Raw genomic sequence first — 18,958 nt, 5'->3', positions numbered from 1 at the left:
GCAGAGCACGATGACGCAGGCATGGAAAAAAGCCCGTCCCGCCTTGCCCTGCAAAGAAAAAGGCGTCCGAAGACGCCTTTTTCATCAGATTTCTACCTGGGCGCCCAACTCGATCAGACGATTGCCCGGTATCTGGAAGAACGCCGTCGCAGGCAGCGCATTGCGAGCCATGAAGGCGAACAGCTTGTCGCGCCACAACGCCATGCCCGGTCGCTTTGCATCCGCAATGATGTTCTCGCGCGACAGGAAGAAGGTGGTATCCATCATGTCGAACGGCAGACCCTTCTTGGAACACTTGGTCAGCGCGCTTGGGATATTCGGATCTTCCGCAAAGCCGAAGCGCAACGCCAGGCCGTAGAAATCGCCGCCAAGTTCAGTGATCTCGATGCGCTCACCCGGATCGGCCGTCGGCGTCTCCAGCATTTCCACGGTCAGCAGCACATTGCGCTCGTGCAGCACCTTGTTGTGCTTGAGGTTGTGCAGCAACGCATGTGGCACAGCATGTTGGTTGGCGGTAAGAAACACAGCCGTACCTGGCACCCGCAGCGGCGGATGCTCGGCAATGTTCTCGATGAAGGGCTCCAGCGCCAGGCCGGATTGCTTGATCTCGCGCACCACCAACTCGCGACCGCGACGCCAGGTGGTCATCACGATAAAGATGCCAACGCCGAGCACCAACGGGAACCAACCGCCGTACTCGATCTTGATCAGGTTGGCGCCCAGGAACGACAGGTCAATGGCGAGCAGCAACACGCCCGCAACGATGACAGTGAGGCGATTCCAGTGCCATTGGCGACGAGCCACGATCAGCGCGAGGATGGTGGTGATGGTCATCGTGCCCGTCACCGCAATACCGTAGGCCGCGCTCAGGTTATCCGAGCTGCGGAAGCCAACCACCGCCACCAGCACCATGATGAGCAGGAAGTTGTTCACCCACGGCACAAAGATCTGGCCGGACATCTCGCGCGAGGTATGCACCACCGGCATGCGCATCGAGTAGCCCAGCGACATCGCCTCGCGAGTCATGGAGAACGCGCCGGAGATGACGGCCTGGGAGGCAATGACCGTGGCAATGGTTGCCAGGCCAATCATGGGATACAGCAGCGGCTCGGGCGTGAGCTTGAAGAACGGGCTATCGATCGCTTCCGGGTGGTCGAGCAGCAGCGCACCCTGACCGAAATAATTGAGCACCAAGGCGGGCAGCACAAAGCTGAACCACGCGAGACGGATCGGCCGCTTGCCGAAATGCCCCATGTCCGCGTACAGCGCCTCTGCACCGGTCAATGCCAGCACCACGCCGCCGAGCGCAATGAACGCCTGCAGCCCATGGGTAAAGAAGAACTTCACCCCGTAGTAGGGATTGATCGCCCAGAGCACATGCGGGTTGTGAGCGACCATGCGCAGGCCAAGCAACGCGATCACGATGAACCACACCACCATCACCGGGCCGAACAACTTGCCTACACGCTCCGTGCCATGGCGCTGCAGCGCAAACAGGAAGAACAGGATGACGGCCGTGACTGGTACCACCCAGTGACCAAGGTTCGGGGCGGCAACCTTGACGCCTTCCACCGCCGACAGCACCGAGATCGCTGGTGTGATGACGCCGTCGCCGTAGAACAGCGAGGCGCCGAAGATGCCGATGATGGCGAGCAGCCAGCGCTGACGCGCATCGCCACGCACGCTGCGCAGTGCCAGCGCGAGCAGCGCCATGATGCCGCCCTCGCCCTTGTTGTCGGCGCGCATGATGAAGACCACATACTTCAGCGACACCACGATGATCTGCGCCCAGAAGATGAGCGACAGCACGCCGTAGATGCTCTCCGGTGTCGGCTTCATGCCGTCGTGGCTGAGCGTGGTCTGCAATGTGTACAGCGGGCTGGTACCAATGTCGCCGTACACCACGCCGATCGCGCCGAGCGCGAGCGCGGCCAGGCGCCGTTTGGTTTCAGCGTCGGACATGCCTTGTGCGGAATCCGGGGTCACGTCTTAATTCCCTAGTGCGGCGCGCAGCGCCTTGCGGATGATAGCTTCGGCGGTGTCGCCTTCGGCGGCGACTTTTTGCACCAGACGGGTCACTTCCGCCGGCTTGTAGCCCAACTGCTGCAGCGCCACGGTGGCTTCGCCAGCCGGGTCAAGCGGCGCGCCGTTTGTCATGGGGTGAGCGCCGGGCAAGGTGGTAGCCAGCCCGTCCACGCGATCGCGCAGCTCCACCACCATGCGTTCGGCCGTCTTCTTGCCGATACCCGGAATCTTGGTCAGGGCCACCACATCGCCAGCCTGCACCAGGCGTGCAAAATCATTCGTGGCCACGCCCGACAACACGGCGAGCGCGATCTTCGCGCCGATGCCGCTGACCTTCTGCAAGTTGCGAAACAAGCTGCGCTCGGCTTCGTGCATGAAGCCGTACAACGCCACGCTGTCTTCCTTTACAGCGTAATGCGTGAGCAGGATGACTTCCTTGCCGGTGGGCGGCAGGTCGTAAATGGTAGACATGGGCGCTTCGAGCTCATAGCCCACCCCACCCACTTCCACCATCAGCCACGGCGGCTGCTTGGAAATGAGGGTGCCACGCAAACGACCAATCATCGACGCCTCCAGGCGGTACGGGGAATGCCCACGCGCGCAAGGCTTGCGCGGGTGTGGGCGTGAGTCACCGCGATGGCGAGTGCGTCCGCCGCGTCGGCCTGCAACGGGCCCTTGAGTCCAAGCAGGACACCAATCATGTGCTGAACCTGGGTCTTGTCGCCGCGGCCGCTGCCGACCACCGCCTGTTTGACTTCCGTCGCTGCGTACTCGTGCACCGCGATCCCCTGGCTGACCACCGCGCATATCGCGGCGCCCCTCGCCTGCCCCAGCTTCAATGCCGAGTCCGGGTTGCGCGCCATGAATACGCGCTCCACGCCACACTCGTCCGGTCGATGGGCGGCGATGATGTCACACAGCTCGTCAAATATGCGTTTCAGGCGCAGCGGAAAGGTGGCCTCGCCAGCCACCACCAGCGCGCCATGGAAAACATGGGACAGCTTGCCGCTGGCGTCGACATCGATGATGCCGACACCCGTGCGCTGGCTGCCCGGGTCGATGCCGATGATGCGGGTCATGGACGAAGTATCACCGGGCCTGGACGGCTCGGTGATTTAGCTGGCGGCCTCGGCCGGCAGCAATGCGTTGTGTGAGACGTCGCTGACGTCATCCAGCCCGTCCAGCTTTTCCAGCAGGTCGAGCAGCGGCTCCAGTGCCTCTTCCGGCACCGGCACGCGGTTGCTGGGGCGCATGCCTACGCCAGCATGCTGCGCATTCAAACCCGCAGCGGTCAGCGCGTGCTGCACGGCTTCGAAGTTTTCTGGCGCGCACAGCACAGTGCTTTCGCCGTTTTCGTTCACCACGTCGTCGGCGCCGGCTTCAAGTGCGGCTTCCAGCACCTTTTCCTCGGCGGCCTCGTCGCCGTTGGTGGCGAACGCCAACTCACCCAGACGAGCAAACTGGAAAGCCACCGAGCCGGAGGTGCCCAGGTTGCCACCATGCTTGGTCAGCGCGTGGCGCACATCGGCGACAGTACGGGTCGGGTTATCGGTAAAACAGTCGATGATCAGCGCGATACCGCCCGGGCCGTAGCCCTCGTAGCGCAGTTCTTCCATCGCCGCGCCGCCGTCGGCGCCCGAGCCGCGCTTGACCGCGCGCTCAATGGTGTCCTTGGGCATATTGGCCGACAACGCCTTGTCCACGGCCGAACGCAGGCGCGGATTGAGCGATGGGTCGGGCACACCGGCGCGAGTGGCGACGGTGATTTCGCGGATCAGCTTGGTGAACACTTTGGCGCGCTTGGCGTCTTCGGCGTTCTTGCGACCTTCGATGGACGGGCCTCTACCCATGACACTTCCTGCAAAGCTGGTGGACGGACAAGCCGCGAATTCTATCGCTTCAGGGTGTCAGACGGGCAAGCGCCATCCCAAAGCACGCCAGATGGCGGCCTTCTCAGGCTTCCGGGTGGTCAAAACAGCCCTTATGGAGGAACTGCGTGACCTGTCGCGCTGCCTCTTGCGAAAACAGCAGGCCCGTATGGTTGGTCTCGATGGCACAGTGATCGGCAATGCCCGGCAAGCAGGTCTCGTCCACCGTAACGCAACCGTCATTGTCGCTGTCGAACTGGCCCATCATCGCCCCCAGGCCCAACGGCACCCGGCCGGCGATCACGCCAACCTCGCGCTCACCGTCCCAGCGGTCGAAACCGTATTCCAGCAATTCGCGGTTGTGCCCAAGCAAGACCTCACCGCCGCGCCCCATCCCGGCAAAACGGCGCGCAGCCGCACTGCCTTTGAGCGGCGAGCCGAGGCAGACCACGCGCCCGGGAGGCAGTTCGCCCTCCGCACAGGCGCGCAAGGCCAGCAGGCCACCAAGGCTGTGGCCCACCAGATGCACGGTGTGTCCGTCCTGCCCTGAGTTCCTGGACGCGCGACTGCAGGCTGCCCAGGATGCGCGACTGGGTGGCAGCCACGCTCATGTAGTCGTAGCGATGAACACGGAAGCCGGCCTCCATCATCCGCCGGTGCAGCATGAGGAGCGCAAAGCCGCGCATCCACAGGCCGTGCAGGAGAATGACGTGATCGGTCATGGGGTGTGCGGGGCATTCATCGATGGAGGAAGAAATGACCGGGCTTGAAAACCCGGTCATTCTGAAGAGTCCATTCTGCAAGAAAAGTTGCGGCGCGACCGCGACGCAGACCCGCGACTAGCGGGTCAGGTACGTGCGACTCGCACGTCACCCATGCCTTGATCAAGCCGACTTGGATTCCGCCGCCACCTTCACGTGCAACTCCTTCAGCTGCGCGTCGCTGACCGTCGACGGTGCATCCGTCATCAGATCCTGCGCACTGGTGGTCTTGGGGAAGGCGATCACGTCGCGAATCGATTCCGTGCCCGCCATCAGCGCCGCAATGCGGTCGATGCCGAAGGCCAAGCCACCGTGCGGCGGCGCGCCGAACTTCAGCGCCTTGAGCAGGAAGCCGAACTTGGCTTCGGCCTCTTCCGGACCGATGCCCAGCAGATCGAACACCGTGCTCTGCATCTCCGGGCGGTGGATACGGATGGAGCCGCCACCGATCTCGTTGCCGTTGAGCACCATGTCGTAACCGCGGCTCACCGCGATGGCAGCATTGGCGCGCAGGTCGGCGATGTCATCGACCTTCGGCGCAGTGAACGGATGATGCAGCGCGACGAAACGCTTTTCTTCCTCGTCGTACTCGAACATCGGGAAGTCGGTGACCCACAGCGGCTTCCAGGTGTTTTCGACCAGGCCGCGATCCTTGCCGACCTTCAGGCGCAGCGCGCCCATGAAGTCAGTGACGACCTTCCACGTGCCGGCGCCCACGAACACGATATCGCCCGACTGCGCACCCGTAGCCTTGAGCACCGCGTCCAACGCTTTGTCGTCGAGGAACTTGGCAACCGGCGAGTTGACGCCGTCACGGCCCTTGGCGAGATCGTCCACCTTGATCCAGGCCAGACCCTTCGCGCCGTACCTGGCGACGTACTCGGTGAGCCCGTCGATGTCCTTGCGGCTCAGGTTGGCGCCGTCCGGCACCCGCAGCGCCGCAACGCGGCAGTTCGGGGCGTTGGCCGGTTCGGCGAACACCTTGAATTCGACGTGCTTCAGCGCATCGGCCACATCCACCAGCTCCAGCGCGATGCGCAGGTCCGGCTTGTCCGAGCCAAAACGACGCATGGCTTCGGCCCAGGTCATGCGCGGGAACGCCTCGTCGAGCTCGACGTTCACCACTTCCTTGAACACGTGGCGGATCAGCGCCTCGACAAAATCCTGCACGTCCTTTTCTTCGACGAAGGCGAACTCGAGGTCGAGCTGGGTGAATTCCGGCTGGCGGTCGGCGCGCAAATCTTCGTCACGGAAGCAGCGAGCGATCTGATAGTAGCGATCGAAGCCGGCCATCATCAGGATCTGCTTGAACAGCTGCGGCGACTGCGGCAGCGCGTAGAACTGACCCGGATGCACACGGCTGGGCACGAGGTAGTCGCGCGCACCTTCCGGCGTGGCCTTGGTGAGGATGGGCGTTTCGACGTCCTGGAAGCCACGTGCGTCGAGGTAACGGCGCAGCGCCTGCACCAGCTTGATGCGCGTGCGCAACATCTTCTGCATGTCGGGGCGGCGCAGGTCGAGGTAGCGGTAAGTCATCCGCATGTCCTCGTTGGGGTTCTCGTGCATCGCGAACGGCAGATCCTTCGCGGCGTTGAGAATCTCGACCTTGTCGGCCAACAGTTCCACCGTACCGGTACGCAACTTGTCGTTCACCGACAGGCGCTTGCGAATGGTGCCGGTGACGCGCAGGCAGTATTCGTTGCCGATCTGGTCCGCCAGGGTAAAAGCTTCGTCGTTCTCGCGTTCGATCACCACCTGGGCCAGGCCCTCATGGTCGCGCAGGTCGATAAAAGCCACGTGACTTTGCTTGCGAATCGTATTGACCCAGCCACACAGGGTGACGGTCTGACCGACCAGTGCCTCATCGATGAGGCCGCAAAAATGCGTGCGCATGCGCTTGGAACTCCGGGCCGTCTGGGCGGCGTGATGCGTGGACAAGAAGACCCGGAATGTTAACACCGGCATGCCCAGGGGCGGCCATCGAACGCGGCGTGCAACCGCGTCCGATGCCCGTTTTTAGCCGCTTACCAGCGACGATTGACCGAGAACAGGCCGCGGCAGCCCTTGGAAACCCACACGCCAGCGCGATTCCAGCCCCAGTTGTAACCCTCCTGGCAACCGGTGCCGGAAAGCTGCCTCACCAGGCGCACGTCACCGCGCCCGCCCACGTCTACCTGGCAGAACTGGTACTCGTGGCTATTGCTCTCGCATTGAAAGCGGATCTCGCGATCCCAGTCAGGGCCCGGCCGCCAGCCGTTGTCCGGCGGACGGTAACCCGGCGGCGGATAGCCCGGCGGCGGGTAGCGACCGTCATCCGGCGGGTAGTAGCCACCATCCGGTGGGCGATAGCCGCCGCCCCGGCCCATCTCGACGAACTGTCCACGGCAACCGCGATCCACCCACAGGCCGCCGCGATCGACGCCCCAGGTCTGGCCGCGCGTGCACGGGCTGTTCGATTCCTGCCGGATGATCTCGGCGTCGCGCCAGGGCACCTGGCAACGTTGAAAACGCCCGTCGTTGCTGCCGCAACGTATCGAGTCCCGCCCCTGTGCATGCACGGCCGGTGCGGATACCCACATCAGGCCGGCCAACAGGCCCGCCGCCACGCCCATCAAGCCCGTTCTTGTCCGGAACATCCACCCACTCCTTGCTGTGATGGGGCATCACGCTAGTGGGCGGATCTTCAACCGGATTTGAATATCTTGCGACTTATCGCAAAAACATGCCGGACGGCTATCCGCCGTTCAGGCAGATCGCCCGATCAGCTATCGCTGGATGAGCTGGATGACCCTGAAGAACTGGATGTGCCAGAGGAACTTGATGAGCTGGACGAGCTCGACGAACCGGAAGAGCCGGACGACCCCGACGAAGCTGCCCCGCCGTCGCCAGCCAGGTTGCGCTTCTTGTCGCCGTCCTTCTTGAAGTCGGTCTCATACCAGCCGCTGCCGGCCAGACGGAAACCCGGCGCGCTCAGGCGGCGCTTCACTTCGGCCACATCACAGGCAGGGCACACCGACGGATCGGGATCGGACATCTTTTGCAGGCGGTCGAAACGATGGCCGCAGCTGCTGCATTCAAATTCGTAAACAGGCATGGAAACTCCGGAGGCTCGGTCGCCGCGCGCCAGATCACTTACCGGCGACAGCCCACCATTATCGAGGCGAACGGCTCGAATTCAACGATTTGCGCAGATACCTAGAGCGCCAACGCCACCAGCACGGCCATTTCACTCAATTCGGCGAGCGCTCCGCAGGTGTCCCCGGTCATGCCGCCGAGGCGACGCCAGCACGCCCATCGCCACCAGGTAAAAACCACCCCGGCGACGATAAGTGCGCGCAAGCCAAGCCAGCCGGCAAGCAGGCAGCACACCACCGTCAACAACACAGCCAGCGTGCAGGCACCCCGCGACTCACCGACGAGGCCGCTACCCAACCCACCGCTGCGCACATAGGGCGTCGTCATGAAGGCCAGCGTCAGCGCGGCACGCCCCAGCAGCGGCGCCAGCCACAAAGCCGCCGAAGGATGCGGAAGACTCGCCAGCGCGGCGAACTTCAACAGCAGAACCAACACGACGGCCGTGACGCCGATCGGGCCACTGCGCGGGTCCTTCATGATGGTCAGCGTGCGCTCGCGGTCGCCCAGACCACCAACCCATGCGTCCGCACTGTCGGCCAGGCCATCCAGATGCAACGCTCCGGTAAGCACCACCCAGGCGGCAAGCAGCAGGCCGGCTGCCAGCAACGGCGGCGCCCCGGACAACAACCAGCCCAGGCACCACAGCACGCCACCGATCAACAAGCCAACGACCGGGTACCACGCCAGTTGCGCCGACGGCGAAGCCGTACCATCAAACACGCGCGCCGGCACCGGCACGCGCGTGAGGAAGCCGATGGCGGCGAACAAACCGCGCATCAGGCGCTAGCCTGCGCCCCGGATGGCGCGGCCCAGTGCAGTGGATGCAGTGATGCATGCGGCACGTCGATGTTGGCCATCTCGCCGAAATCACGGCCTTCCGCTTCACAACGCAGCAAGCGGATCACTCCGCCATGCGTCACCACCAAAACACGCTGCGTCTGCGCCGCCTCAGCCACGTCGTTCAAACCCGCGCACAGGCGATCGCGGAAGTCGGCGAACGCCTCACCACCCGGCGGTGGATGCGCCACCGGATCGCTCCAGAAACGGCCCAGCGCGTCACCCTGGTCTTTCGCCAGGGTCTCGATGGGCACGCCCTGCCATTTACCAAAGTGGTATTCGACCAGGCGCGGATCGACGCGCAACGGCACGCGGCGCGCTCGCGCCAAATCCTGCGCAAACTCCGCGCAGCGACGTAACGGCGAAGTCACGATGGCATCCCAACTGCGCCCAAAGATGGCCGCCCGCAGCTGACTCCAGCCGAGCGCACTGAGCGGATCGTCGAGTTGACCCCGATAACTTCGCTGCCCCGTATCGCCATGCCGCAACAGATCGATACCGACATGTTTGCCGATCATGTGCCGCTCACCCCCGCCTGTGCGAAGGTCGCCATGCGGGAGTGCAGGTCGCAGGCCAGCCGCATCAGCGGCACCGCCATCGCCGCACCACTGCCCTCGCCCAGACGCAGGCCAAGGTCGAGCAAGGGATCGGCCTCCAGCACGGACAGCAGGCGCGCATGGCCGCGCTCGCGCGAACGATGCGCGAAGAACATCCACGCGCGGCACGACGGATTGATGCGTACCGCCGCCAGCGCCGCGGCGGTGGTGATGAAGCCATCGATCAGCACGGGAATACCCCGCTGCGCCGCACTGATGTACGCGCCACACAATGCGGCGATCTCGAAGCCGCCCACGCGCCCCAGCCAGGCTAACGCGTCGTCATCGTCCGACGGATAAAGCGCCAGCGCACGCTCGATCACCGTCACTTTGTGCTGGATGCCCTTGGCGTCGAGGCCCGTGCCGGCGCCGGCCAGCGCACCCGGGGAATCGCCCAGCAGGCCGCAGGCCAGTGCCGCGGCAGAGGTGGTATTGGCGATGCCCATCTCGCCGCCGATAAACAGTTTTGCCCCAGCGTCCTGCGCTGCCTGTGCGCTCTCGACGCCGGCACGCAACGCGAGCTCCAACTGCACCGCGCTCATGGCAGGGCGCTCGCAAAAGTTGTGCGTCTGCGAGGCAATAACCGCGCGGCGCACATGGGGCAGCTCGCCTGGATCGTTCACCGTGCCCAGGTTCACCACTTCAAGCATGGCGCCAAGGCTGCGCGCGAGCACGCTGATGGCCGCGCCACCATTGGCGAAGTTGCGGATCATCTCCCCCGTGACCACCTGAGGAAACGCGGACACGCCTTCGGCCGCCACGCCATGGTCGCCCGCGAACACGCTGATCCACACCGACTGCACCGAAGGCGTCACCACATGCTGCATGCCGGCCAGGCGTACGGCCAGGGTCTCCAGCGTGCCCAGCGAACCCGGCGGCTTGGTTAGCTGCGACTGATGTTCCAGCGCGCGCTGACGGCTCGCCTCATCAATGGCAAAGCACGGTTCGGTCAGCCAGTCTTGGCTCATGCAAGGCTTCCTTTGAGGGGCAACGGCAATCCGGCGGCCACGAACAGCACCCTTTCGCACTGGGCGGCGAGCGCCTGGTGCAAACGACCGGCTTCATCGACGAAACGGCGTGATAGCTCGCCCATGGGAACCACGCCCAGCCCCACTTCGTTACTGACCATCAGCACCTGCCCCTTCAACGAAGGCAGCAGGTGCAGCAATGCATCGTGCTCTTGTTTGAAACGTTCGCTATCGGCGTCACCCAGCAGATTACTGAGCCACAGCGTGAGGCAGTCCACCAGCACACAGCGGCCTGGGCGCGCATGCGCCTCCAGCGCGGCCGCCAGCGCCAGGGGTTCTTCGACGCTCAGCCAGTGCGCGGGACGCTGTGCGCGGTGGTGCGCGATACGCGCGGCCATTTCCGCGTCGTGCGCCTGCGCCGTCGCGATATAGACCACCTCGTGCCCCGATGCGGTAGCCATACGCTCAGCCAGCGCGCTCTTGCCGGAACGGGCGCCCCGAAGAATCAACGTACGCATGGCAAGGGCTCCCCTGAAGGCTGCAGCCATTGCCACAAGGCCGTCGTGTCCAGATGAGCCTCCACGGCGTCAGCCACGCGGTCGATGCTCGCCTCGCGCAGCCTATGCATGTCCAGTGGAGCGGCATCCCGCAGGCCCGCCCAGCTGAGCAGCGCCGCAAGCGCTTGCGGCTCGTCGAACAGCCCGTGGAGGTAGGTGCCGAGGATCTGGCCGTCATCCGTCAGCGCACCGTCAAGTTCGCCCGAGCCGAGGACGCTCGCCGGTCGGCTTAGCGCCTCGCCGCGACTGACGCCGCAGTGGATTTCATAGCCACTCACCTTTGCACCCTCCAGGACTAGCTTTCCCTCCACGCGCCGCAATTGCTTGCGTGCTTCCAGCGTGGTCTCCATCTGCAACCAACCCAGTCCATTGCTCGAGCCCGGCGTGCTCTCGATACCCTGTGGATCATGCACGAATCGCCCCAGCATCTGGAAGCCACCACAGATGCCAATCACCTTGCCGCCATAGCGCAGATGTCTCGCCAGCGTTTCGTCCCACCCGTGCTCACGCAGCCACGCAAGATCGGCGCGCGTGTTCTTGGAGCCGGGTAACACGATCAAATCCGCCGCTGGATGCGATTCATTCGCACCCACGAACTGAAACTCGACATCCGGATGCGCACGCAGCGCATCAAAATCGGTGTGGTTGCTGATGCGCGGCAAGACCGGCACTACCACGCGCAGCCGGGCGTTCGCCTTGACGGCGGCTTCGCGTGGCAGGGCGTCCTCGGCCTCTAATTGCAGGCCATGCAGATAGGGCAACACGCCCAGCACCGGCTTGCCGGTCTCCCGCTCCAGCCAATCCAGCCCTGGCTGCAGCAAGGCGATGTCGCCACGGAAGCGATTGATCACGAAGCCGCCCACACGTGCCCGCTCGCTTTCCGAGAGCAGCGCCAGCGTGCCGACCAGGTGTGCAAACACGCCGCCGCGATCGATGTCAGCGATAAGGATGACCGGGCAGTCCACCGCTTCTGCGTAGCCCATGTTGGCGATATCGCGATCGCGCAGGTTGATCTCGGCGGGACTGCCGGCGCCCTCGACGATCACCGCCTGGTAGCGATCCACCAGCCGCTGGTGCGAGGCCAGTACGGCGTCCATCGCGATGCGCTTGTAGTCGTGATAGTGGCGCGCATCCATAGTGGCTATGGCATGCCCATGCACGATCACCTGCGCACCAATATCGCTGTTGGGCTTGAGCAGCACGGGATTGAAGTCGGTATGCGGGAGCAAACCTGCAGCCTGCGCCTGCACGGCCTGGGCGCGACCGATCTCTCCGCCATCCACCGTCACCGCGGAATTGAGCGCCATGTTCTGCGGTTTGAACGGCGCCACCGACACGCCGCGCCGATACAGCCATCGACACAGGCCCGCGACCAGCGTGCTCTTGCCCGCATCGGACGTGCAGCCCTGCACCATCAGCACACCGGCAGTCATAGCGACGGCTTCTCCCGCTTGAGTGATTGCAGCGCCTCGTCGAGTCGCTGGAAAGCCTCGGCATCGGCGGGCAGGCCAAAACGCAGGCTGGCCGGTGTCGAGAACAGCCGGGTCAGGATGCCCTGCCGCGCAAAAGCCACGTGCACGGATTCTGCACCCATGCTCTGCCACCACTGGAAGAAGGCGCAGCCTGCGGTGGGCACCATCTCATAACGCGACAGCATCGACGCCAGGCGATCGCTGGCCGAGCGCAACCACTCGCGTGCCTCGCCATGCCAGGCCACATCGGCAAGCGCCTGCTTCAACACGAAACGCGTCGGCCCGCTGAGCGTCCATGGACCCAGCCGGTCGCGCAACGCCTCGAGCAACTCGGGGTGCGCCGCGACGAATCCCGCGCGCGCACCGGCCATCCCGAAAAACTTGCCTGCGGAGCGCAGCACGATCAGACCCTCGCGCCACGTCTCGCCGCACAAGCTCTCGCCCGGCGTCGCGTCCATAAAAGCCTCATCGACGATCAGCCAGCCACCACGCGATGCCAGCGCCTGATGACAGGCGCGCAAGGCCGCCGGATCGAACCGATCGCCTCCGGGATTGTTCGGATGGATCAGCACGATCACATCGAAACGCGACACGTCAGCCAGCAAGGCGCTTGCAGGCAGCGTATCCACCATGTGACCGGCACGGCGCCACGCATGCGCATGTTCGTTGTAGCCGGGCGCAATCACGCCCACACGCGACGGCGGACGCAACACGGGCAAGGCCTGGATGGCGGCCTGCGAACCGGCGACAGGCAGTACGTGCAACGCGCCGTAATACGCACAGGCGATCTCCACCAGTCCGTCATCGTCTTCGGGCAGACGCTGCCACACCGAAGCGGGCACCGACGGCACAGGCCATGCAAACGGGCTGATGCCGGTGGAAAGATCCAGCCAGCGATCTGGTGGGATGCCGTAGGTACGGGCCGCTTGCAGCAGGCGTCCGCCATGCTCAAGCATGGCCAGCGCCCCATCGCACGAGTCCTGGCAGCACCATCACGCCCAGCCACAAGGCAACGCTGCGCCGAACCAGCCGCAACGCGCGCACGATGGCATGCGCGTCAGGCGGCTCACCCTCACCAAGCGCTGGACGCAGTTCCCACACCCCGTCGTAAGGCGCCGCACCGCCGAGGCACACCCCGAGCGCACCTGCGCCCGACGCCATCACCGGCCCGGCATTGGGGCTATCCCATTGCGGTGCCTGCGTACGCCAGCAGCGCCATGCACGCGTCGCATCACCCAGCAGCACATAGCTCAACGCGGTGAGCCGCGCCGGAAGAAAATTGAGTACGTCATCGATGCGCGCCGCGGCCCAGCCGAAGCGCTCGTAACGTGCGATGCGATAACCCCACATCGCATCCAGCGTATTGGCCAACCGGTAAAGCACAGCACCGGGCGCGCCGAGCACGGCAAACCAGAACAGCGCGCCGAACACCGCGTCGTTGCCGTTCTCCAGCACCGATTCCGTCGCCGCCGCGGCAACCTGCGCATCGTCCAGTACACCGGTATCCCGGCTCACCATGCGCCCCACCGCAGCGCGGGCGCCAACGAGGTCGCCATCGATAAGCGCACGTGCGACAGGCATGGCGTGATCGGCAAGGCTACGCAAACCGATGACGAGATAGAGCACGAACACCTCGAAAGCGAACGACAGCCACGAGGCCCCATGCAGAAACCAGACATCCAGCCACCATGTCACCGCTGTCAGCGGAAGTACGGCCAACGCCCACGCCAGAACACCGGCGATGCGCCGATCGGCGTGGCAGCGAGATTCGATGAAACGTGACAGACGTCCAAACCACACCAGCGGATGCCATCGCCGTGGTTCGCCGAGCCACGCATCCAGCAGTACCGCCAACACCATGGCCAGCGCGGTCATCATGGTCGGAACAAGGCTACTGCTGCGTCAGGATTGGAAGGAAAGTAGAGGTGCATGAAGCTCGCCGTAAAACGCTTGCGCCGATACACACCTTCTCTGCTCGGTCCGCCGTCGGGATTACTCGCCATGGCCAGAGGTGTTTCGTCGATCTGCGCCAAGGCGTAGTGGAAGGTATGCCCGCGCAGCTCGCCCTCAGGCAGTGCCACGCATTGCATACCAAGACCGCCCAGACGCGACTGCATCTGCGCACGCCCCCGCAACAACCCCGCCATGGGGAACGCGGAGCCGTCGACACTCGCCAGCGATTCGAGCGTGTAGAGCATGCCGCCACATTCAGCAAGCAATGGGCGGCCGGCCTCCACGTGTGCGTGCAGCTCGTGACGCAAGGCGTCCTGTTGCGAAAGCGTCAGCAAGTGCAGCTCGGGGTAGCCCCCCCGGCAACCATGCCGCATCGCAAGCAGGCAACGCCTCGCCCGCCAGTGGCGAGAAGAACCGCAACTCCGCACCGGCCTCGCGCAACAAGTCGAGATTGGCCGGATAGAGGAAACAGAAGGCTGCATCGCGTGCAACAGCAATGCGGACTCCATGCAACGTCTTCGGCACGGCAGAGCGCGAGGCGGTTGGAAACGACACTGGTGGAGGGAGTTCGGCGGAGGCATGCGCCGCCCATGCGTCGGCCAGTGCGTCCAGCCGCGCATCGATATCACTCAGCTCCGCGGCGGCCACCAGGCCTAGGTGTCGCTCCGGCAGCGCCATCGCCGCGTCACGCGGCAATGCTCCGAGCCAATGCAAATCGCCCGGCAGGCTGCCGGCAAGCAATTGTGCGTGGTATGCACTGCCCACCCGGTTGGCGGCCACGCCATGCACGCGCAGGCCTTCGCGATAACGCGCCAACCCGAGCGCGAGCGCGCCGAACGTCTGCGCCATGGCGGATCCGTCGATCACGGCCAGCACGGGCACATCGAAGCGCTGCGCGAGATCGGCGCTGGACAGGCCGCCATCGAACAGGCCCATCACGCCTTCGATAAGGATCAGGTCCGCCGCGCCAGCCGCTTCATGCAGCCGCGCACGCACATCATCCTCGCCATTCATCCACAGATCGAGCTGGTACACCGGTGTGCCGCTCGCCCGCTCCAACACCATCGGGTCGAGGAAATCCGGCCCCGTCTTGAACACACGCACCCGCTTGCCGTTGCGGGTATGCCAGCGCGCCAGGGCTGCCGTCACCGAGGTCTTGCCCTGCCCCGACGCCGGTGCAGACACCAGCAATGCCGGACACGAGACGCTTTGGCCGCTCATCGATGACTCCTGATCGTTACCCACTCGACACGCCCGGACGGCGCGTCAGAGCTCAATGCCCTTCTGTGCCTTGATGCCCGCCTGGAACGCGTGCTTTACCACGCGCATTTCCGTCACTGTATCAGCCAGTTCGACCAGCGCGTCCGGCGCGCCACGCCCGGTGATCACTACGTGCTGCTGCGGTGGCCTCGCCCGCAACGCATCGCATACTTTCGCCACATCGACGTAGCCTTTCACCAGCGCGATATTGAGCTCGTCGAGCAGCACGAAGTCGTACGAGGGATCAGCGAGCATCCCTGCCGCCACGGCCCAGGCCGCTTCCGCCGCCTGGATGTCGCGCGCCTTGTCCTGCGTTTCCCACGTATAGCCTTCGCCCATCACGTGGTAATCGAGCTCCTCCGGGAAGCGACGAAAGAACGCTTCTTCGCCGGTGGAAAAGCTGCCCTTGATGAACTGCACTACGCCGCAACGGAAGCCGTGCCCCAGCGAACGCGCCAGCATGCCAAAGCCAGATGAACTCTTGCCCTTGCCGTTGCCCGTGTTCACTACCAACACGCCGCGTTCGATGGTGGCGCGGGCGATCTTGCGATCCACCAGCTCCTTCTTCCGCTGCATGCGCTCGCGGTGGCGCTCTTCTGGGGTCGATGCGTCGTGGTGCTCGTTCATATCTTTGCGTTCCCGTGTTCAGAGGAAGACGACGCGAGCCGCTCGATCAGCGCATGCAGCACCAGCGCCACAGCCACGTAAATGAGGGTGGTACGCACGAACAGCGGCCCCCACAGCCACAAGCGCGACACGTATTCGGTCATGTGCGGCTGCGCATAGCGGCCGCCCAGCCAATAGAACGAGCCGTTGGAGATGGCAAACGACAACACGGCAGCGACAAGCGATACGCCGAATGCACCCAGTAGCGACAGCATGCGTCGATCCATGTGTGGTGCGTACCAACGGCCTGCGTACCACAGCACCGCGTACGCCAACGGCAGGAACGAGTAAGCGAGAGTGATGCAGAAATCACTCACTCCCGCGAAGCTGATGGACACCCAGTCCAGCGCGACCGCAAGCAGCACCATCACCACGAAGGTCCAGTGGTGACGCAAGTACAGACCACCGAGAAAGAATACCGCCATCGACGCATCGGGCAGGTGCAGCACATCGCCGAAGTGCTTGAAGCGGGTGGCGATCATCACCGCCATCAGCACCAGCCAGAGCGCGTTGAAACGGGAAACCGACAGTGCTTTCACGGAAGCTCTCCTGATCGATGCATCGTGGAACAGCACCGGGCCCCATGCGGGGCCCGGTGTCAAGGCTTACTGCGCAGGCTGATAACGCAGGGTCAACATGTAGTTACGACCCGGCTGGTTGAAGTACCAGGCGGTCTCGTAGTTCTTGGCGAACGCATTATTGAGCGCCAGCTGTAGCTTGAAGTCCCGAGAGATGGCGTAGGCCACGCGCAGATTGGTGATCGCATAGGCGCCCAGCGGGTGCTGGTTGGCCAGATCGTCGTAACGGCGACCCGACACGAACCAGGTACCACCCACGCTGAAATCGCCGAAGGTGCGATCAATATCGACATTACCCGTCTGGCGCGCACGGCGCGGCAACAGGTTGCCTTCGTAGGCCGTGGATTCATCACGCGGATCCAGCCAAGTGGCCGTACCCGTCACCAGCCAGCCGGCGACATGGCCGCTCACCAGGCCTTCCGCGCCACGGATACGTGCTTTGTCCACGTTGGCTGCCGCCTGGGTAGCAGCGTCGTAGGTGATGAGATTGTTCACGTTGTTGCGGAACGCATTCAACGACCAGTAACCCCAGCCGTAGCTACCGCGCAGACCGAGCTCAATGTTGTGCGCCGTTTCCGGCTTGAGGTCCGGGTTGCCGTAATACGGGTAGTACAGGTCATTGAAGGTCGGCGCCTTGAACGCCGTGCCGTAGCTGGCGGTGAGGCGCAGGGTCTGGGTGAAGTCCCAACCCCACAGCAGGCTGCCGGTGTTCTTGCTGCCGAACTGACTGTTGTCGTCGTGGCGCACGCTGGCCTGCACCGACTGGCTGCCGAAGGTCTGCTGCCACTGCGCGAACACGCCGCGGTTGATGCGGCTGTCGATTGGAGCCTGCGTGAATGGGTTGATGTAACCCGCCGTGCTGTCCACCTGATCGCGCTGCCAGTCGAAGCCCGTGCTGAGCAGGCCGCCCCAGAAGCCAATGTCCGCCTGCGCTGTGCCGAGGTCGCGATGCGTGTCGAAGCGACTGACGTACGCACCCTGGAGATAATCCTTCTCGAAATCGTCGCTGGTGCCGAGGCTGAGCGTCAGCTTGACGTTGCTGGCCGGGCGATAGTGCACGCGGCCACCCACCACCTGCGTGGCGCTCTTGTCGGAGTCGGTGTAATTGCCGTCATACCAATTGTGACCTTCGCTGCGGAACAGGCGCACGTCCGCATCCCACTGCTCATCGAACTTGTAACCACCCTGCAGAGTCAGCGCGGTATTGCGATAGCCGTCCTTGTCCGGCTGGTCGGCGAAGCACGCAGCGCCCACTTCGGCCGCACCGATACGGCACGAATTGATGCCGTGGGTCTGGTCGTGCGACACCTCCAGCGAATACCAGCCATCGCCGCTCTTACCAGCGAAACCCGCCGAACCGTTGAGGTCACGGTAGCTGCCTATGCCCAGGCTGAAGGACGGCACGAAAGCACCTTCCGGGCGACGGGTGAAGATCTGGATCACGCCGCCGATCGCTTCCGAGCCGTAAAGACTGGAGAACGGGCCGCGCACGATTTCGATGCGCTCGATCTGATCGACTGGAATGTCCTGCAGCGCCGCCTGGCCCAGTGTGGCCGAGCCGATCTTGACGCCGTCGATCATCACCAGCACGTGGTCCGCCTCGGTACCACGCAGGAACGCACTGGTGGACTTGCCCGGGCCACCGTTGTTGGCGATCTGCATGCCCGGCGTACCGCGCAGCAAGTCGCCCAGCGACGCCGGCTGCAGACGCTCGATATCGGCGCGATCAATCACAGTGACGGCCGACAGTGTCTGGTTTTGGGTCTGTTCGGTGCGCGTAGCGGTGACAACGACGCCGTCCAGGTTGGTCGTGTCGTCAGCGAACGCAGGAAAAATGACGCTCAACAGCGCCGTCGCCAGCACGGAACGACGGATCGTGGAAATTCGGATGGCCAAAACACAGCTCCTCAACCGCGCCTGCCCGCGCGGATTGCATGAAAAAAAGAGCAGGCGGAAGAAGGCTAGGCACCCGTGCAGCATGCACGGCTCCCCAACATGGCCCACCGCCAGTCTGGTCATACCTCGAGGCCGGTCTCCGGGCTCGCGGGTGAAGACATGTGTCTTCCAGAACGACGCCTTCCCATGCGCTCGGCACAGTGGCTTCCTGTCGCTCCGTCGATCCCCTGGATCGCACTCGCCTACCGTTGCGGGGGCAGCTCCGGAATAGGCACTTTGGCGCCGCACCGGATTCCCGTTTCAACTATCGGCTGGTTGGCCGATGGTCACCTCAGGCGGGGCGAATGGTAGCAGACGGGGGAAGGTGGGGACTGTGCTGGAGGTTG

At 64.2% G+C, this 18,958-nt stretch carries 20 protein-coding genes and 1 riboswitch; all 20 genes read right to left on the bottom strand.

Annotated features, from left to right (window positions below; translation table 11 throughout):
• Positions 1 to 84: 84 nt before the first annotated feature.
• Positions 85 to 1,962, bottom strand: a complete 1,878-nt coding sequence (locus DYST_RS19505) for a potassium transporter Kup (RefSeq protein WP_102300849.1) — start codon at positions 1,960 to 1,962, stop codon at positions 85 to 87.
• 27 nt (positions 1,963 to 1,989) lie between these two features.
• Positions 1,990 to 2,589 (bottom strand): Holliday junction branch migration protein RuvA, encoded by a 600-nt coding sequence (gene ruvA, locus DYST_RS19500; RefSeq protein ID WP_102300850.1) that lies wholly within the window; start codon positions 2,587 to 2,589, stop codon positions 1,990 to 1,992.
• Positions 2,586 to 3,104 (bottom strand): crossover junction endodeoxyribonuclease RuvC, encoded by a 519-nt coding sequence (gene ruvC / locus DYST_RS19495; protein WP_102300851.1) that lies wholly within the window; start codon positions 3,102 to 3,104, stop codon positions 2,586 to 2,588. Before ruvC ends, ruvA begins: the two co-directional genes overlap by 4 nt.
• A gap of 36 nt (positions 3,105 to 3,140) precedes the next feature.
• On the bottom strand, positions 3,141 to 3,875 hold the full coding sequence (locus DYST_RS19490) for a YebC/PmpR family DNA-binding transcriptional regulator (RefSeq protein WP_102300852.1): 735 nt from the start codon (positions 3,873 to 3,875) through the stop codon (positions 3,141 to 3,143).
• Positions 3,876 to 3,978: 103 nt separating this feature from the next.
• Complete coding sequence (locus DYST_RS19485) at positions 3,979 to 4,422, bottom strand: hypothetical protein (RefSeq protein ID WP_343214840.1); 444 nt, start codon at positions 4,420 to 4,422, stop codon at positions 3,979 to 3,981.
• A 355-nt stretch (positions 4,423 to 4,777) separates the two neighbouring features.
• Positions 4,778 to 6,547 (bottom strand): aspartate--tRNA ligase, encoded by a 1,770-nt coding sequence (aspS, locus tag DYST_RS19480; RefSeq protein ID WP_239947691.1) that lies wholly within the window; start codon positions 6,545 to 6,547, stop codon positions 4,778 to 4,780.
• Between the two features lie 131 nt (positions 6,548 to 6,678).
• Positions 6,679 to 7,290, bottom strand: a complete 612-nt coding sequence (locus tag DYST_RS19475; protein WP_239947689.1) for a DUF3011 domain-containing protein — start codon at positions 7,288 to 7,290, stop codon at positions 6,679 to 6,681.
• A gap of 125 nt (positions 7,291 to 7,415) precedes the next feature.
• Complete coding sequence (locus DYST_RS19470; protein ID WP_239947687.1) at positions 7,416 to 7,748, bottom strand: FmdB family zinc ribbon protein; 333 nt, start codon at positions 7,746 to 7,748, stop codon at positions 7,416 to 7,418.
• A gap of 101 nt (positions 7,749 to 7,849) precedes the next feature.
• A complete protein-coding gene (locus DYST_RS19465) occupies positions 7,850 to 8,569 on the bottom strand; it encodes an adenosylcobinamide-GDP ribazoletransferase (protein ID WP_239952159.1) in 720 nt (239 codons plus the stop codon).
• Positions 8,566 to 9,144, bottom strand: coding sequence for a histidine phosphatase family protein (locus tag DYST_RS19460; RefSeq protein WP_102300856.1), 579 nt, complete (start codon positions 9,142 to 9,144; stop codon positions 8,566 to 8,568). Before DYST_RS19460 ends, DYST_RS19465 begins: the two co-directional genes overlap by 4 nt.
• Entirely contained in the window at positions 9,141 to 10,190 is a 1,050-nt protein-coding gene (gene cobT / locus DYST_RS19455; RefSeq protein WP_102300857.1) for a nicotinate-nucleotide--dimethylbenzimidazole phosphoribosyltransferase, read from the bottom strand. Before cobT ends, DYST_RS19460 begins: the two co-directional genes overlap by 4 nt.
• Complete coding sequence (cobU, locus tag DYST_RS19450; protein ID WP_239947685.1) at positions 10,187 to 10,708, bottom strand: bifunctional adenosylcobinamide kinase/adenosylcobinamide-phosphate guanylyltransferase; 522 nt, start codon at positions 10,706 to 10,708, stop codon at positions 10,187 to 10,189. Before cobU ends, cobT begins: the two co-directional genes overlap by 4 nt.
• Complete coding sequence (locus DYST_RS19445; protein WP_239947684.1) at positions 10,696 to 12,180, bottom strand: cobyric acid synthase; 1,485 nt, start codon at positions 12,178 to 12,180, stop codon at positions 10,696 to 10,698. Before DYST_RS19445 ends, cobU begins: the two co-directional genes overlap by 13 nt.
• Positions 12,177 to 13,175, bottom strand: a complete 999-nt coding sequence (cobD, locus tag DYST_RS19440; protein WP_239947682.1) for a threonine-phosphate decarboxylase CobD — start codon at positions 13,173 to 13,175, stop codon at positions 12,177 to 12,179. The genes DYST_RS19445 and cobD overlap by 4 nt, the downstream gene beginning before the upstream one ends.
• Positions 13,168 to 14,094, bottom strand: a complete 927-nt coding sequence (gene cbiB / locus DYST_RS19435) for an adenosylcobinamide-phosphate synthase CbiB (protein WP_428993996.1) — start codon at positions 14,092 to 14,094, stop codon at positions 13,168 to 13,170. The genes cobD and cbiB overlap by 8 nt, the downstream gene beginning before the upstream one ends.
• The gene (locus DYST_RS24080; protein ID WP_275666875.1) at positions 14,094 to 14,546 is read right to left on the bottom strand and encodes a hypothetical protein; all 453 of its coding nucleotides are present in this window, start codon (positions 14,544 to 14,546) and stop codon (positions 14,094 to 14,096) included. Before DYST_RS24080 ends, cbiB begins: the two co-directional genes overlap by 1 nt.
• On the bottom strand, positions 14,428 to 15,393 hold the full coding sequence (locus tag DYST_RS19430; protein ID WP_275666874.1) for a cobyrinate a,c-diamide synthase: 966 nt from the start codon (positions 15,391 to 15,393) through the stop codon (positions 14,428 to 14,430). The genes DYST_RS24080 and DYST_RS19430 overlap by 119 nt, the downstream gene beginning before the upstream one ends.
• Positions 15,394 to 15,438: 45 nt before the next feature.
• Positions 15,439 to 16,059, bottom strand: a complete 621-nt coding sequence (gene cobO / locus DYST_RS19425) for a cob(I)yrinic acid a,c-diamide adenosyltransferase (protein WP_239947679.1) — start codon at positions 16,057 to 16,059, stop codon at positions 15,439 to 15,441.
• Positions 16,056 to 16,637 (bottom strand): hypothetical protein, encoded by a 582-nt coding sequence (locus tag DYST_RS19420; protein WP_239947677.1) that lies wholly within the window; start codon positions 16,635 to 16,637, stop codon positions 16,056 to 16,058. Before DYST_RS19420 ends, cobO begins: the two co-directional genes overlap by 4 nt.
• Positions 16,638 to 16,703: 66 nt before the next feature.
• Positions 16,704 to 18,656: a TonB-dependent vitamin B12 receptor gene (gene btuB / locus DYST_RS19415; protein WP_239947675.1), complete on the bottom strand. Its 1,953-nt coding sequence runs from the start codon at positions 18,654 to 18,656 to the stop codon at positions 16,704 to 16,706.
• Positions 18,657 to 18,685: 29 nt separating this feature from the next.
• A riboswitch (cobalamin riboswitch) is annotated at positions 18,686 to 18,921 on the bottom strand.
• Between the last annotated feature and the right edge of the window lie 37 nt (positions 18,922 to 18,958).

Origin of the sequence: Dyella terrae, assembly GCF_022394535.1 — a bacterium.
Classification (GTDB): domain Bacteria; phylum Pseudomonadota; class Gammaproteobacteria; order Xanthomonadales; family Rhodanobacteraceae; genus Dyella.
The sequence above is the reverse complement of the archived record's forward strand: the minus strand, read 5'-3'. Positions and strand labels throughout refer to the sequence as shown.

Bases quoted from the DNA above. Each gene is read 5' to 3' on its own strand.
- DYST_RS19475 (WP_239947689.1), bottom strand. From the start codon at position 7,290: ATGTTCCGGACAAGAACGGGCTTGATGGGCGTGGCGGCGGGCCTGTTG.
- cobO (WP_239947679.1), bottom strand. From the start codon at position 16,059: ATGAACGAGCACCACGACGCATCGACCCCAGAAGAGCGCCACCGCGAG.
- DYST_RS19430 (WP_275666874.1), bottom strand. From the start codon at position 15,393: ATGAGCGGCCAAAGCGTCTCGTGTCCGGCATTGCTGGTGTCTGCACCG.
- DYST_RS19460 (WP_102300856.1), bottom strand. From the start codon at position 9,144: ATGATCGGCAAACATGTCGGTATCGATCTGTTGCGGCATGGCGATACG.
- DYST_RS24080 (WP_275666875.1), bottom strand. From the start codon at position 14,546: ATGCGGCATGGTTGCCGGGGGGGCTACCCCGAGCTGCACTTGCTGACG.
- btuB (WP_239947675.1), bottom strand. From the start codon at position 18,656: ATGCTGCACGGGTGCCTAGCCTTCTTCCGCCTGCTCTTTTTTTCATGC.
- cobU (WP_239947685.1), bottom strand. From the start codon at position 10,708: ATGCGTACGTTGATTCTTCGGGGCGCCCGTTCCGGCAAGAGCGCGCTG.
- DYST_RS19505 (WP_102300849.1), bottom strand. From the start codon at position 1,962: ATGTCCGACGCTGAAACCAAACGGCGCCTGGCCGCGCTCGCGCTCGGC.
- cbiB (WP_428993996.1), bottom strand. From the start codon at position 14,094: ATGACCGCGCTGGCCATGGTGTTGGCGGTACTGCTGGATGCGTGGCTC.
- DYST_RS19490 (WP_102300852.1), bottom strand. From the start codon at position 3,875: ATGGGTAGAGGCCCGTCCATCGAAGGTCGCAAGAACGCCGAAGACGCC.
- aspS (WP_239947691.1), bottom strand. From the start codon at position 6,547: ATGCGCACGCATTTTTGCGGCCTCATCGATGAGGCACTGGTCGGTCAG.
- cobT (WP_102300857.1), bottom strand. From the start codon at position 10,190: ATGAGCCAAGACTGGCTGACCGAACCGTGCTTTGCCATTGATGAGGCG.
- DYST_RS19445 (WP_239947684.1), bottom strand. From the start codon at position 12,180: ATGACTGCCGGTGTGCTGATGGTGCAGGGCTGCACGTCCGATGCGGGC.
- ruvA (WP_102300850.1), bottom strand. From the start codon at position 2,589: ATGATTGGTCGTTTGCGTGGCACCCTCATTTCCAAGCAGCCGCCGTGG.
- DYST_RS19470 (WP_239947687.1), bottom strand. From the start codon at position 7,748: ATGCCTGTTTACGAATTTGAATGCAGCAGCTGCGGCCATCGTTTCGAC.
- cobD (WP_239947682.1), bottom strand. From the start codon at position 13,175: ATGCTTGAGCATGGCGGACGCCTGCTGCAAGCGGCCCGTACCTACGGC.
- ruvC (WP_102300851.1), bottom strand. From the start codon at position 3,104: ATGACCCGCATCATCGGCATCGACCCGGGCAGCCAGCGCACGGGTGTC.